The sequence below is a fragment of the Fictibacillus sp. EA-CB0309 genome, from assembly GCF_055814265.1.
Genome location: NZ_CP169271.1, coordinates 741,306 through 755,753 on the forward strand (window position 1 = coordinate 741,306; position 14,448 = coordinate 755,753).

At 39.5% G+C, this 14,448-nt stretch carries 15 protein-coding genes and 2 pseudogenes; 10 read left to right on the plus strand and 7 right to left on the minus strand.

The window, feature by feature from the left end; genetic code table 11:
- Positions 1 to 5 precede the first annotated feature (5 nt).
- On the minus strand, positions 6 to 1,586 hold the full coding sequence (locus tag ACEWFH_RS04250) for a M6 family metalloprotease domain-containing protein (protein ID WP_473726248.1): 1,581 nt from the start codon (positions 1,584 to 1,586) through the stop codon (positions 6 to 8).
- Between the two features lie 269 nt (positions 1,587 to 1,855).
- Between ACEWFH_RS04250 and ACEWFH_RS04255 the strand changes: the two genes are divergently transcribed.
- The 6 genes from ACEWFH_RS04255 to ACEWFH_RS04280 all read left to right on the plus strand — a co-directional run bounded on the left by ACEWFH_RS04255 (position 1,856) and on the right by ACEWFH_RS04280 (position 6,610).
- Positions 1,856 to 2,575: a spore germination protein gene (locus tag ACEWFH_RS04255; RefSeq protein WP_473726249.1), complete on the plus strand. Its 720-nt coding sequence runs from the start codon at positions 1,856 to 1,858 to the stop codon at positions 2,573 to 2,575.
- The gene (locus ACEWFH_RS04260; RefSeq protein WP_473726250.1) at positions 2,551 to 2,985 is read left to right on the plus strand and encodes a spore germination protein; all 435 of its coding nucleotides are present in this window, start codon (positions 2,551 to 2,553) and stop codon (positions 2,983 to 2,985) included. The genes ACEWFH_RS04255 and ACEWFH_RS04260 overlap by 25 nt, the downstream gene beginning before the upstream one ends.
- Positions 2,986 to 3,175: 190 nt before the next feature.
- Positions 3,176 to 4,006, plus strand: coding sequence for an electron transfer flavoprotein subunit beta/FixA family protein (locus ACEWFH_RS04265; RefSeq protein ID WP_473726251.1), 831 nt, complete (start codon positions 3,176 to 3,178; stop codon positions 4,004 to 4,006).
- Positions 4,003 to 5,028: an electron transfer flavoprotein subunit alpha/FixB family protein gene (locus tag ACEWFH_RS04270; RefSeq protein WP_473726252.1), complete on the plus strand. Its 1,026-nt coding sequence runs from the start codon at positions 4,003 to 4,005 to the stop codon at positions 5,026 to 5,028. The genes ACEWFH_RS04265 and ACEWFH_RS04270 overlap by 4 nt, the downstream gene beginning before the upstream one ends.
- Positions 5,021 to 6,316, plus strand: a complete 1,296-nt coding sequence (locus ACEWFH_RS04275) for an FAD-dependent oxidoreductase (protein ID WP_473726253.1) — start codon at positions 5,021 to 5,023, stop codon at positions 6,314 to 6,316. Before ACEWFH_RS04270 ends, ACEWFH_RS04275 begins: the two co-directional genes overlap by 8 nt.
- On the plus strand, positions 6,317 to 6,610 hold the full coding sequence (locus tag ACEWFH_RS04280; RefSeq protein WP_082820778.1) for a ferredoxin family protein: 294 nt from the start codon (positions 6,317 to 6,319) through the stop codon (positions 6,608 to 6,610).
- 82 nt (positions 6,611 to 6,692) lie between these two features.
- Here ACEWFH_RS04280 and ACEWFH_RS04285 read toward each other — a convergent pair.
- The 6 genes and pseudogenes from ACEWFH_RS04285 to ACEWFH_RS04310 all read right to left on the minus strand — a co-directional run bounded on the left by ACEWFH_RS04285 (position 6,693) and on the right by ACEWFH_RS04310 (position 12,723).
- Positions 6,693 to 7,810 (minus strand): annotated as a pseudogene (locus ACEWFH_RS04285) (Ger(x)C family spore germination protein).
- Positions 7,807 to 8,888 (minus strand): annotated as a pseudogene (locus ACEWFH_RS04290) (GerAB/ArcD/ProY family transporter). Before ACEWFH_RS04290 ends, ACEWFH_RS04285 begins: the two co-directional pseudogenes overlap by 4 nt.
- Positions 8,854 to 9,408 (minus strand): spore germination protein, encoded by a 555-nt coding sequence (locus ACEWFH_RS04295; protein ID WP_473726254.1) that lies wholly within the window; start codon positions 9,406 to 9,408, stop codon positions 8,854 to 8,856. The pseudogene ACEWFH_RS04290 and the gene ACEWFH_RS04295 overlap by 35 nt, the downstream one beginning before the upstream one ends.
- Positions 9,387 to 10,256 carry a spore germination protein gene (locus ACEWFH_RS04300; RefSeq protein WP_473726255.1) on the minus strand — a complete coding sequence of 290 codons (870 nt, stop codon included), beginning with the start codon at positions 10,254 to 10,256 and terminating at the stop codon, positions 9,387 to 9,389. Before ACEWFH_RS04300 ends, ACEWFH_RS04295 begins: the two co-directional genes overlap by 22 nt.
- Positions 10,257 to 10,650: 394 nt before the next feature.
- On the minus strand, positions 10,651 to 11,928 hold the full coding sequence (locus ACEWFH_RS04305; RefSeq protein ID WP_473726256.1) for a helix-turn-helix domain-containing protein: 1,278 nt from the start codon (positions 11,926 to 11,928) through the stop codon (positions 10,651 to 10,653).
- A gap of 579 nt (positions 11,929 to 12,507) precedes the next feature.
- Positions 12,508 to 12,723, minus strand: coding sequence for a hypothetical protein (locus ACEWFH_RS04310; protein ID WP_473726257.1), 216 nt, complete (start codon positions 12,721 to 12,723; stop codon positions 12,508 to 12,510).
- A gap of 84 nt (positions 12,724 to 12,807) precedes the next feature.
- Here ACEWFH_RS04310 and ACEWFH_RS04315 point away from each other — a divergent pair, with 84 nt between their 5' ends.
- From ACEWFH_RS04315 to ACEWFH_RS04330, 4 genes are all read left to right on the plus strand, one after another.
- The gene (locus tag ACEWFH_RS04315; protein WP_473726258.1) at positions 12,808 to 13,185 is read left to right on the plus strand and encodes a hypothetical protein; all 378 of its coding nucleotides are present in this window, start codon (positions 12,808 to 12,810) and stop codon (positions 13,183 to 13,185) included.
- Between the two features lie 665 nt (positions 13,186 to 13,850).
- The gene (locus tag ACEWFH_RS04320) at positions 13,851 to 14,075 is read left to right on the plus strand and encodes a winged helix-turn-helix domain-containing protein (RefSeq protein ID WP_473726259.1); all 225 of its coding nucleotides are present in this window, start codon (positions 13,851 to 13,853) and stop codon (positions 14,073 to 14,075) included.
- Positions 14,072 to 14,287 carry a hypothetical protein gene (locus tag ACEWFH_RS04325; RefSeq protein WP_473726260.1) on the plus strand — a complete coding sequence of 72 codons (216 nt, stop codon included), beginning with the start codon at positions 14,072 to 14,074 and terminating at the stop codon, positions 14,285 to 14,287. The genes ACEWFH_RS04320 and ACEWFH_RS04325 overlap by 4 nt, the downstream gene beginning before the upstream one ends.
- Before the next feature lie 11 nt (positions 14,288 to 14,298).
- Entirely contained in the window at positions 14,299 to 14,448 is a 150-nt protein-coding gene (locus ACEWFH_RS04330) for a hypothetical protein (RefSeq protein WP_473726261.1), read from the plus strand.

Here is a 14,448-nt window from a genome sequence, read left to right on the forward strand (position 1 = left end):
TTTATCTACTTTTTCTTCAACACATAAAAATGAAGGCGGTTGTGTTCGTCTTTATATTCACTCACAACACCATCCGCTGTTCCTGCTTTAAAGAGGGAGTCGGCAAGCTGCTGGAAATCTCCTTTTGACATCATCGCGTCCGTTCCGTCTGGTCGCTTGAAATCCACTTGATTGATGTCTTCTTGATGAGAGTCGATGACCCAGATGTTCGGTGCTGATTCGGTGTTTTTCGTTTTTGCGAGCAGTACGCCAGCATCCGGCGCAAAGGAATCGTAGCCTACACGATCAACCACTTCAATCGTATAGTTGTTGTACCATTTTGCTCCGCGCTGCATGTCAGCACGCCAGTCATCTTTTAACGTGTTAGCCGGTGTCAGGTCTTCCATAGCAATTTGGATACCGTGCAGTCCTGTTCGGCCAAATTCTTCGCCGGTTGGTACTTCACGCGCTAGAATATCCGCAAAAACAGGACCAGTTTCGGCAAGCTCGTCTCGATTCAGACTCAAATACTGATCTTCATTTAAGAAGCCTTGTTTGATTTTATTACGCAGCATGTGATGGGATGGAGCGGATGCGCCAAGTGGAGATGGCACCATCCATCTCGTATGCGGTCCGCCTGGGCCGTTGAAGCTGCCGCGGCTCATTAATTCCCACGGACCTGAATACGTCCGAGAAACAGGGTTCGCATAAGGGTTGTTGTAGTTGTCACCGAGTTTCATGATGTGGCCGAACTCATGAGCGAACGTGCCCATCCCATCATTCTCCCCTTGAATGGATGTTCCGCCACCTGCGCTAGACCAAATACTTTTAGCCGCATACCAAGACGTCCAGGGTACATAGCGGGTTACGGCTGAATTCGGCATCCCCGCATATGGCGGTCCAAACGGTTTCGTTACAGATTCAGGTGTTTGGAACATCATTTCACCTAACTCCTGCCACACACCCGATTCGTCATAGCCGGCATGCACGATAAATCGGAAATCGTATTGTTCTCCCGATGCATCGATATCCGCTTGTGCTTTTTGAATGGCTTCGGATCGAAGGTTTTTACCTGTAAAACCTGCAGGCATATTCTGCATCTGATTAAATTCGTTGAGCCCATATTGAAATTCGTTGTGATCCATGCGGTACGTTCCAAAAGCATCAAGCTCAACTGCCCACTTGCCATAAGAATTCTCTCGCCAATATTCATCGATTGTTCTGTAGTTGTTGAGGGCTTGAGGTTTGTTTAAGAAGTCTAGCCAAAACTGCCCCATCTGATCTCGAGAGATGTTACCGGTGTTGATAGGATTGCCGGCAATTTCGGAGCCTTCTGGCTGACTGAGGATAAATTCACGATCTGGGAAATCTACAATGATGAGTGCGCCTTTAATGACGCGTTCTGGCTGAACATCTGAATTCCGCCAATCGATCCCTGGAACTGGCCGGTAATCATTCCACGTCATATCTCGTGGCAGCGTCCAGGATTCTTTGTCGACCGGTTCAGGGAATGCAGGCAAGCCAGGCTTGTCGGCATACGCGGTGGTCGAGATGGTCAATAGAAGCAAACTGAGGGAAAAGGAGGCAAAGGACTTTTTACTCAACATTAATGCAACAACTCCCTATTTAAATTGTCTGACAATTTTATAAATAACATGAATTCTTTCCGAATTGCATGTATGAGAGCTTGTTTGTCGAGAGAATGGGAGGGAACACCTATGTGTGATGATGTGTTATAAGGAATTGGACATATGAAAAATAGGTGAAAGGTGGTGAAAAAGGTATAGCAGGAAATCAAGTGAAGTGGAAGATGTAGTTTTGGTTTTTTAGCAATTATCATGGGAATACTACCCTTTGAATTGGGGTGTGATATTCAATGACCAAAAACATAGAAAAATTGTTGGAAAAATTGATTCAACAAAATGAACAACAGAATTCAAAATTACCCGAACGGTCTTTAGAGGAAGCAACCAGTGAAAGGACCGTATACGGTCAAGAGATCGGTATGACCGAATCACTGGAAACCAACACGAAAATCCTTAAACATATGGTAAACGGTGCTCCTTTAAAAATTATAAATTATGTAATGGGAAGAGATGCAAAGACCAGTGTCAATGTGTTTTATATTGAGGGAAGAGTAGATCATATCACGTTGAAGCGTGTCATGAATAAAGTCTCAAATCTAGATGTGGACTATATGTTTAATGCAGAGGTGATTGCTGACGAATTAAAAATTAAAGGTTCGGGATTGTTTCCTATGACAAAGTTTACAGAACGGTTTGAAACGATCGCTTCTGATTTATTGCAAGGTAAAGTAGTGATTATATCGGACCACACCCCTTACGCATTAGTTGCGCCGTTACTATTTTGGGAATTGTTTCAGACGGAAAACGAATATACGACTAGTTACGGTTCCTTCGCAAATCGTTTGATGAGAATGTTTGGGTTTTTGGTAACCGTATTTTTACCTAGTATCTATGTAGCCGTGGAAAGATTTCATTCGGGGGTATTGAATCCGAAGTCATTAATGGGTGGTTTCACGGGAAAGAGGTACTGGGTGCGTTTTGGGAAATGGTATTTATTTTATTTATTCTAAGGATAACGTTTGATGTTTCGTTGCACATTTATAAAAGTTTAACGATTATGATAACCGTATTAGCCACATTAGTAGTCGGTGAACATGCGTTAACCATCCATTTGATAAGCCCTGCTGGATTAGTAGTAGCGGGATTAAATCAGTTGTGCGTGTTCTTAGTCCTAGTAAAAGGCATCGTTCCGCTTTCTACGACTCTTAGGTGGTTAATGTTGATAGTTGCTTACTTCTTTGGTTTTAGTGGACTAATCATCACTTTCACTCTATGTTTTTTATGGGCAACGAATTTAAAACCATATGGAATTCCCTATTTAACACCTCTCCTACCTTTCCGTCCATGGGAATTAAAAGACGTGTTATGGCGTGGGAGTCTTAAAACAATTATTAATAGCAAGCATTCATTTAGGGAATAAATATGAACTTATAATAGAATAAAATAGTTTACTCAACAAAAACGGGAGCATTTCTTCAGAAGGAGAAATGCTCTTTTTAATTATGTATAGAAATCCGTCATGTATTGGATAAGCCCTCCATATAGTAGTAGTAATCATCATACTAGTGGCTTCTTATGTAAGAAATGCCTGTGATTAGAGGAGGGGTCGAATGCTTCATATTGTGGCTTGCATCAAGCAGGTGCCGGATACGAAGATCATCAAGATGAACCCAAAGACGAATACGATGGACCGCGCGAGTGCGCCTGCGATACTAAACCCATATGACGCGCATGCGGTGGAAGAAGCGGTGCGTTTGAAGAAGAGATACGGCGGAACGGTTTCAGTTTTGACGATGGGTCCGCCGCCAGCGGTTAAGGCAATTAAAAAATGCATCGAAATCGGTGCAGATGAAGGCTACATGATTTCCGACCGTGCTTTTGCAGGGGCGGATACACTGGCAACGAGCTATGCGCTAACAAAAGCGATAGAAAAAATCTCAAAGATCAAACCAGTGGATCTTATTATCTGCGGAAAGATGACGATCGACGGTGACACCGGACAAGTTGGCCCAGGAATTGCCCGTAGGTTAGACATGCCACCTCTCACTTCGGTTAACAAGGTAAAAGAGATCAATATTGAAGAAGGCTATGCGGTTGTCCACCGAAAGTTAGAGGATGGATATGAAGTCATTCAGTCTACGATGCCTTGTTTAATGTCGGTGGAGAAAGAGATCAACGAAGTTCCGTATTCATCGATGACGAACATGCTGAAAGCTGCTCGTTATCAGCCTATTATCTGGGCGGTTGCTGATTTAGAGGATGTGGAGAGAACACAGCTCGGGCTTAAAGGTTCACCAACCATTGTTTCAAAAGTTTGGGCACCGACAAAACCGAGTGGCGGTGAGATGTTAGAAGGTGATGCAGCTGAGCAAACAGAAAAGCTGCTCAATATTTTGCTAGAGAAAAAGAACTTTTGCTGTGAAGGGAGGGTCTGGCGTTGAGTTTTGAGGATTACTCAGGCATTTGGGTTTTTATTGAGGTGAAGGATGGGGAGGTTGTGCCGGTTTCGCTTGAATTGTTAGGAGCGGGGAAAGAACTGGCGGACAAACGGGGCACAGAACTTGCGGGTGTTTTAATTGGTGAAAACGTGACACATCTAGCAGACACGGTATTCGAATACGGGGCGGACACCGTCTATGTGTATGACGATGCTATTTTTAAAAACTATCGGACCGAATCGTACATGAAAGCATTGCTAGAGTGCTGTGAAAAATATAAGCCGGAAGTCATTTTATATGGTGCTACATCAACGGGTAAGGACCTGGCGAGCGCAGTAGCGACGGACCTGCCAACAGGACTCACCGCGGACTCTACCATTTTAGACATTGAGGAAGACACGGGATTGTTGCTTGCGAGCCGACCAGCCTTTGGCGGTAACATTATGGCTACAATTTTATGTAAAAAATACCGTCCGCAGATGGCGACAGTCCGGCCAAAAGTGATGAAGGCACTCACGCCTGAACCTGGCAGAACGGGTAGATTAGTAGAAGAAACAGCTTCTATAAAAGAGGAAGACATTCGAACGAAGGTGCTCGAAATCGTACAGCACACGACGAAAAAAGTCAGAATTGATGAAGCTGATATTATTGTGGCTGGCGGAAAAGGATTAGGAAGTGCGAATGGGTTCCAGCTTGTTCATGATCTCGCTGAAACACTAGGTGGAGCGGTTGGTGGAAGCCGCGATGTGGTTGAAGCGGGTTGGGTGGAGCATCATCATCAGGTAGGACAGACGGGTGTGACGGTTACGCCTAAGATCTATTTTGCAATAGGGATTTCAGGAGCGATTCAGCACATTGTTGGGATGCAGAACTCTAGTCTGATTATCGCGATTAACAATGATCCTGCAGCACCGATCTTCCAATCCAGTCACTACGGAATTGTAGGCGATGCCTTTGAAATTGTGCCGCTGTTAATTCAGCAATTTAAACAAGCGTTTAACCAGGAGGTGGTGGACCATGTCTGAAAAATTTGATGTGATCGTCGTCGGGGCAGGTCCTGCCGGGATTTCCTGTACTTACGAACTGGCGAAAGCTGGGGTTAACGTTTTGTTAATTGAACGCGGGGAGTATCCGGGTTCGAAAAACGTCATGGGCGGAGTGCTCTACCGAAAGATGATGGAAGACGTCATTCCTGAGTTTTGGAAAGAAGCACCGCTCGAGCGGCCGATTGTGGAACAGCGGTTCATGATGATGGATAAGGAATCCGCAGTGACGTTCGGCTACAAAGGGATGGAATGGGGACAAGAGCCATACAACAACTTTACGGTACTGCGCGCGAAGTTTGATCAATGGTTCGCGGGGAAAGCCGTTGAGCAAGGTGCGTTGCTGGTAAACGAAACCGTTGTTTTAGAGTGTATCGTTGAGGACGGAAAAGTAGTCGGAGTACGGACTGACCGGCCAAATGGCGACCTTTATGCCGATGTAGTGGTTTTAGCAGATGGAGTAAATTCACTTTTAGCGAAGTCGCTCGGATTCCACAAAGAGTTTCGTCCAGATGAAGTAGCACTCGCAACGATGGAAATCATTAAACTCGATAAAAAGACCATTGAGGACCGCTTTAATTTAGAAGAAAACCAGGGCACGACAATCGAGCTTTTTGGTGACGCGACAAAAGGAATTCTGGGCACTGGATTCCTCTATACGAATAAAGACACACTCAGTCTGGGAGTTGGTTCACTTCTATCTGGACTGATTAAGCATAAAATAAAACCGTATGAGCTGCTTGAGTATGTGAAGAACCATCCGATGATCCGTCCTTATATTGCTGGTGGCGAGCCAGTTGAATATTTGGCGCACATGATTCCGGAAGGCGGCTATAAATCGATGCCAAAAGTGGCGGGGAATGGGGTACTCGTTGTTGGGGATGCAGCCCAGCTTGTAAATGCCATCCACCGAGAAGGCTCAAACCTCGCGATGAAGTCCGGTCAGTTTGCGGCTGAAGCGGTGCTGCTCGCGAAGGAACGCGACGATTATTCAGAAGCGACACTCAATCATTATAAAACTCGCTTGATGAGCAGTTTCGTCGGTCAGGACATGAAGAAGTACAAAGATTCTACACATCACTTCGATAAGTTCCCACAGTACTTTGAAAAGTACATTCCGATGGCGAATAAGGCGATGAGCCAGATGTTCACGGTGGACGGGACATCTAAATGGGATAAACAAAAGAAGATCTGGCGTGATGTTGGGACAACAGGAGAGAAACTTAAACTAGCTCGTGACGCATACCGGGCGTGGAAGGTGATGAAGTAAATGAGCGAAAGAAAGTGTCAGACTATCGAAGAAAAACAGTATCTCGTTCGTTTTAATGCAGACACGAAGTCACATCTTACCGTCATGGATGCCGATGTTTGTTTGAACCACTGTCCGGATAAAATCTGTACGATCTTTTGTCCGGCAGAGGTGTATAAGTGGGAAGAGATTCGGATGCACGTTGGATATGAAGGCTGCCACGAATGCGGAAGCTGCCGAATCGGGTGTCCGCATCAGAACATTAAGTGGGAATATCCAAAAGGTGGGCATGGGATTGTGTTTCGGTTGGGGTAAATGGCTGGGAGAAGGGAATTTTTTAAAACAAGCGTTTAAACTCTACATCAAAAAAGCACGCTGAACCGTGCTTTTTTTGATGCTATTTCAGTATACCTGTCTTTTCAATCGCCACTTCAACCTTCGTATTTATCTGAATGGATGGATACGTTTTGCGCCAGTCAAGAGCTTTCCAAGCTGCCGGATCGGCTTCTTTTATTTCTCGTCCAATTCCCAATACATCACTGTTGGCTTTCTAGGTCTGTTTCATGATAGATTGAGATTTTTTCGTTAAATCCTTTGAAATGGTTTCTTCTAACTCTTTAATCTGCTTTGAGCTGATTTTTTCGGTTCTAGGGTATTGATGAATCATTACTTTAAGATTCAAATGGATATCAACCATTGGTTTTCCTGAAGCATCTTTCTTTATATCCAGCTTCCTTTTAGACTTTTCAATTCTATAGGAAACTTGATTATTTAATTTCTTTTTATCATTCAGATATGATTCTAGATCGACAAGTACTCCGTAATCATCCATCAATAATAAAAATAGGGGACATTCTTTTAGAGAAATCATCTTTCCAGAATAAGCATTATTACTGATTAAACCAGCTCCTGATACTCGTATATTGCCATTTCTTTGCTCTAATATTGGGAGGATAAAATCTTTTCCTGGTTCATTAAAGTAAGTAAATAACGTGTTCAGCGTTCCTTTGGGAACCGTAGAATTGCTTTCAGCAGCATCAATGATTTCATACAATCCCAAGGCGATAGGGTTTGTGCCGATCTCTTTTAGTGAAAAGATTTCACTTGCTTCCACTCCTTTACAATCGCTACTTTACTCCCTAAATAGGGATCTGGAATGCGATAGAAAAAATCGAGATAGGAGTTTAAGTTTTTCTTTGCGAAACTTTCTCCAAACAAAACAATGCGTGATTTTGAAGCGGATAAAGGACCGGTATAATACGTTCTTAATTCCCGATATGTATCTTCTATAGAATAACCGGTAGCAGAAGAAATCTGATTTTGAAAATCAAAAAAGCCTGTTCCCTTAGGTATGATGTTCAGGACAACTATTGTAGATCTAACTTTGTCATCCTCTAAATCAAAACTTACGCCGTTCATCACTTCTTGGTCCACAATTAATTTTTGATCCCAGCAGCCGGTCAGCAGAGGAAAAACGAACAATAGAAGGGTTATTTTTTGAAAAGTATTCTTCATCCTTTTATTCCTTTCAGTTTTGCGATGATGAGCAGCAAAGCCGGAAAAATAAAAACAAAGATGATATTTAAATAGATCATGATACTAGACAGTGATTCTTTCACCGAAAAACTTATAGGGAACAAACCTAAGCATAATAAAATAATCGTAAGTATATACACTGATTTTTTCCTTTGGATGGAAAATAAGTTTTGGACGCCATGGCTTGCATTAAAAAGCTGAATAACAAGTGTGGTGGATATAGGCACAATCCAGAAGGAAAGAAAGATAATATCAATTCTCTCAACAAATTGAAAGGACAGACCTCTAAAAAGATATAATAACGGCTCATGAATAAGGCTGAATTGCACGCCGCTAAAGGAAATTACACAAGTGATAAATAAGAATGTATACAGCGTAAGGGTAAATAAATTTGCGAATGAGAGAACCTTTAAGCTCTTTTTAGGGTTTTTTATAAATGGCATGATGAATAAAATGAGCTCGAAACCAATAAGTGAAACGAATGCATCAGGACTTGCTTTTACTATTTCTGTAAAACTGTTTGAACCAACAGGCTGCAGCCTTCCAAAGTGAATATCTTGAGGGTAGACAAGAATAAGTAAAAAGATCAAGGCGATAAACAAAAATGAAAAAAGAGAAACGCTCTTGAAATAGTCAATATTTGCTCCTTCGCAATATAAGATGTTGCGGTTAGAAGCATTAAGATGATTGCCCATCGTGGCGTCTGATGAAGAATCCATGTGTTGATAACATCTGTAACAAGTATCATGAGCAGCATGGAAAACGATATAAAATACAGCACATAAACGATGTTAACGATCTTTCCTAAAAAATCTCCTAAAAGCCTATGGTTGAGTTCATAAAACGTTTCCTTCGGTGAAGTTCTGCTTAACGCGACAAGAATGATAATGATCCCTTGTGCTAAAACTCCAGCGATCAGAAGAGACATCCAGCCGTCTTGCTGTACATGGTTATATAGGATATAGGGCAGACCGAGGATACCGATGCCGATCTGGGCTTGTATAATTAAGAAAAATAAATTCTTATTCGTGAGCATTCGTATCCTGATCCTTTCCATTTTTAGGCTGTTTGTTTAGGAATGATTGAAATATTTTAGGTGCCTCAACATAAACTTTTCCTGCAGAAGTCAGCTTAACAAGGTGTGTCGTATAGACCATTAATCCGAATGCAATTCCAATAAAGCCAAACATAGCTGCAAGGAAAATTAATGGAAAACTCATTAGCCTCATAGTTGTGCTCATTTCCCCGATTGGAATGACAAAGGATGAAACGGCAGTAATCGCAATAACAACAACCATGGTGTTGGAAATGAAATTGGTTTGAACGATTGCTGAACCGATCACAATAGCCCCTACTGTACCAATGGTTTGTGCAACGGCTGAAGGGAGTCTGACGGATGCTTCCTTCAACAATTCCAAAACAATCTGCATCATGACCGCTTCAACAAAAGGATGAAATGGGACATTCAAAACGGAAAGTTTGAGTGTATAAAAAGTGCTCACCGGTAAGATTGCAGAATGGTACGCATTAACAGCGATATAAAAAGCCGGGAGTGTTACGGACAATATAAAAGCCAATAATCGTAAAGAATAATAAAAAAGTTAACGAACCATCTTGAGTTATAATCTTCAGGGCTTCTTAAAAAAGAATAAAAGGATATAGGTGTAATTAAAGCAGAAGGTTCATGCTCAAGAAAAATCACTGTATTCCCATTTAAGAGATTAAAGGCTGCTCGATCAGGTCTTTCCGTTCTCAAGGATTGCGGGAAAGGTGAATACGGATAATCCTCAAGTGCTTCTTGTATCTGTCGGGAGTTAATAAGATCTTCATTCTGAATTTTTTCTAATCTGCTTTTAATCGAATGAAGGACAGTCAAATCAACTTTTGACTCAAGATAACAGATCGCAACTTCAACATTTGTTTCCGTTCCATATGTTCGATACTCCACTTTGAATTCTGGTGTTCTGAGCCTTTTTCGAAGCAAAGATATATTTGTACTGGCGTTTTCCACAAAACCATCATGTGAACCCATCGTTACTTTTTCATTAAGAGATTCATTGATTGCGCGCTTTTCATCTGATAGGGTTGTAATGGAATAAGCGATGTTGCAATCTTCCATCATTAAAATGGTATTACCCTCTGCCAAAGAGTCACTAATGTCTTTATACGTTGTCATGATAGAAAATTGTTTAGTGCCTAATGTATTCTCGATACTTTTAGATTCTTGTTTGTTGATCGGACTGATAATATGGAGTTCAATCGTTTCTTTATCTGCAATCGTATCAAGATATAGAAGGATAATGGCTTTACCATGAAAAGTTAATTTTCTTCGTTTTAAATCCGCCGTCTGCTTCATTTTATCTTCTATTATTTTTAAATTTCGCGTTAAATCAGAACTAAGAAATTCATTTTTGGATTCTGCCATATTGCATCAATCTTCTTTCTTTTAAGTCGATAGTATGCAGTATAGACGCGAACCCCAGTGAATATTCTTTGAGGCTTATTTTGGAGAAAATCAATTGTTATATATCGATTTCTATTGATAGAGGCAGAAGTTGAATCGGAAGTGGAATGGGGGAATTAGGATCTAAAGTAATCCATGAAGAGTGTAGAAACCGCAGAACAGCTACAATTTCTGCAGCAAATGCAATGTAACGAGGTGCAAGGCTACTACTTCGGCCGACCGATATCAGGGGACTGGCAGTCATCTTTTCAAGAGCGACCGGTGTTTAAAGTGTGCTAGTTTGTAAATATAGAATGCTGAAAAATTTCAAAGAAAAAAGCACTTTTAAAAGTGCTTTTTTCTTTTTGGGTATATGTTAAACGTAGGTGACACCTAGATCATGCAATCTTCTTAGTGCATTATAAGCCCTTGAATAATATTTGCTCGCTTGTTTATATTTTTGAGTGTTCTCAAAGTAACTGCCTACTATCGGATAATATACAGATAGATGAACCCATTCGTTTCTTTGTTCAAAGTAAGGAAGTAGTTCTTTAATCATGAAATGAATAGATGAATCATTATGTTCACCGTGTGTAAATATGTGCTTGTGATATAGAAAATGAAGTTCATATTCTCGGTAAAGCGGATTTTCTGTAACCTGTTCCAGCCATGTTTCTATGAGTGATAATCCTTTTTCGTTATCTGCAATCTTTTCATATTCTTTTATTAGGGCATAGATTGTCATTATTTTAGCGAATAGAGGCTCTTTTTCCTTAGCTACCAGACTTTTAATATATAGTTCAATAGCTTTATGGGTTTCACCTTTATGATTAGCGATACCGCCTAAGTTGTGATAAATGACGCCCTTTAATTCTTGGTCATTGAAAGAGTTTGCTATAGTTTCTGCAAGTCGCAGTTGTTTAGCTGATTCATCAAAATTTCTAATTCGGAGATGAATAATAGCAATAATTACTCTGCAATCGGCACATCTTCTGAAATAGTAGCTTTTCTCAAATATGTCTAGTGCTCTTTTGGTATATTCTAAACCAACTATACTATAATAAAGTTGATTGGCAGTTAGTCCAATCATGTAAAAAAGATACCCTTTTTCCCATTCTTGATGATGATATTCTTCTAAGAATTTTTCTGCTTTGTATAAATACTGGATAGCTTCCTCAAAATCTTTTATGAGATAACTGAGCAGCCCTTTGGCAAGGAAATAATAAAAAGCTTTTTGCCCTTTTATCACGTCCTCTATGTAAGACACTTCGTTTAATAAAGATTCTACACCCGGAATTTCTTCTGTAGTCATCATAATATAAATACTTTTAAATATCTTTTGCAAAATGTCTTCATCCACTGACCGTGGAGGTAGGTTAATTAGCTTATAATATTTATCTTTAGCAGTTGTGTAGTCTCGTTGATAAATAGAATGGAACAAACTTACAAAATCATGAATGATTTCATTTTCGTTTAAATAATTTAAACTAATATCCAATCGTACTGCTAGATGCTGCTGTATTTCCTCTGAAGGTTCAGTGACTCCATTTTCAATTTTACTCAAATAAGGAACCGAACAAATCCCGGCAGCTAGTTCTTGCTGGGATAAGTTTTTAACTCTTCTGAAATAACGAATCTTTTCTCCTAGATTCATTTTTTATCCCGCCTTTTATAAGATTTAATCATTTACATTTATTAGTATGTATTTAGTTCAAGTTAACTTCCTTATCTAAATATACATGAACTTTAACTGTAAGAGGAAACTAGTATCAAGTTATTGCAATTTGAGCCCTAAATCACTTCATGTTTCCCAATTTTCCTTCGTTGATTTTTAGGTATAATTAACTATAGAAACTAACAACTAGGGTGAGGACATGACAATAGAAAGAGGAGATCTCGTTACATACCAAGATGAATTACACAAAGTGCTACATGTATATTCATCAGACTTCCTTGAGATTAGGAAAGTGAATGAACGTTACGTACCGCGTGTTATTTTGGTTCATAAATCAGAGGTTACCCAACAAATTGATTAATAGATTGTTTAATTTTAAGAATTCTTAGCTTCATCCATATGCGAGTCTTTTTTACTTGCTAGATCGTGATCCAGGAGTGACCTCTTTTCTTCAATTTTTTTTAGGGCAGAATGTGTGTACTCTGATATTGTTGTTTTATGCTCATACCTTGGATAAAAAACTTTATTAAACAAAAAAGAACCCAATCAAGAGTTCTTTTAACATGATTCATCAAAAAACAAAAGCGTACCTTCTTCCTTTACTGGTGTTGCCCCCATTTTGTTGACCTCGTACGTTTTAGTCCAATAGCTTAAGAAAAAATGAGAGTATCCTCCTCCTTCATCCCACACGGAGTAGAAACCGAAAACCATAGATGTTAAAAAGGTAGAGGTGTATGTTGCAAATATCTTCCGACGTGCAAAGTTATCTTTCATGTGGGTTCTCCTTTAAAAACGTTTACTCATCTGCCGCTTTTTTTGTTACCATTTCTGTAAGTACTTAAATACGGAGGACTCACAATGTTAATAAAAATGGTGAGTATTATATTAACTGCAATTATTACTTCTATTATAATGGGAGCTTTTAACTTCTGGAATTCTTTTTACCCTAATGGAGAATTGCTGCCAGCATTCCTGATCTATGTTGCGTATCAAGTTGTCATTTTTGGTTTCATCGGAACTGTAATTACAGCGCTTCTCGAAAATATACGAGAAAAATCAAGAATTTCTCCTTATTGGTGGTGCTTGATTGTGTATGGAGGGTGCAGTCTTGTTTTTCCACTATTCTATATACCAGGTTTTAGCATAGGGAGTTTCATCATGCTCGGATTGCCGTTTCTATTATTTTTTCATCTGAACCTCTTAATCGGGAAACAAATAAAAAAGACCTTCAGCTAAAAGTCTCATTATCTATTTTCTCTGTCTATGCTTCAATTACGTTTTGTGATATTCCTTTGGTAGATCTATTAAATACCAACCAATAGAATGAGCTGTTCTAAGCAAAACCTATTTATGCCGAGTGTTAATTGTTTCGTGATATGTATAGTGTGAAAATAACTGTAAGAAAGCAGCGGGCATGAGCACTTGCTCTATTTTACAAAATATAAAAAGTACCCTAAAAGTAGGAAGCTATGACAAATTACTGTACTATTCTACTAACTATGCTGATATAGTTTTTTAACTAGAAAACGCAGGTTAGATTAGAAGATTATTCTATCTGAGATTAAAGAGAGGAATAAAGTGATATCATCATTTAATTAAGGAAGTGGAGTTCTTGTTACTTTCATTAAGAAATAATGAAACCACATAAAAGCTGAATATGAAATTCATTTTAAGAAAGGTCCTACTAAATCAGTTTAGTAGGACCTTCTTTTTTATGGGTAAAATGGGTTGCGGTGGCTGTACTCTATCTACTCATCAGTACCTTTATACCAGGACTTTTCAACTCTTTTCATGTAGCTTTCGACAAACTATTTACAATTTTCTGAAAATATATTAGCTTTATATTATTATTTTTTTATGTAACAAAATTTTTTTTATGGGTTAGTAAAGGGTTTTTTAGCGTGAAAGAGATTTTTGTGATTCAGACTCAAGAGCAGTTGAAGGTTTTTTCGGATAAAAACAAGACAGAGATTTTGAACATCATGATTGCTGCAAAGAAGCCAATGAGTGTGAAGAACCTTGCGTATACGTTGGATAGAATCCATTCCAAGGTCAATTATCATGTGCAAGCATTAAAGGCTAACGGTTTTATTGAATTAGTACATAAAGAAGAAAAAGGGGAGTGATTGAAAAATATTATGAGCCTGTTGCAAAGATTTTTAATGTAGATAAGTCCCTTCTTGAATTCAGTGATGGTAATGATCCGGACAGTGAATTAAAGGCCATGCATCGCAAAGTTATCACAAAGGTCTACAATGATTACCTGGAATGGGTGGAGGAATCATTAAGTGTAAAGAACACAAAAGAGATTCAGCTGATGTATAATACGGTTTTTTAACCGAAGAAGAGGTGAAAGAAATCAAGACGAAGCTCTATGAGGAATTTATGGAGTGGTACAGAACGAAGGGCAACGAAGAGCAGGTAGAACAGACAGAACAAAAAGATGCCTATTCATTGGGGATGCTGTTATTTCCAAAAACAAATAAAGATGATATTTAG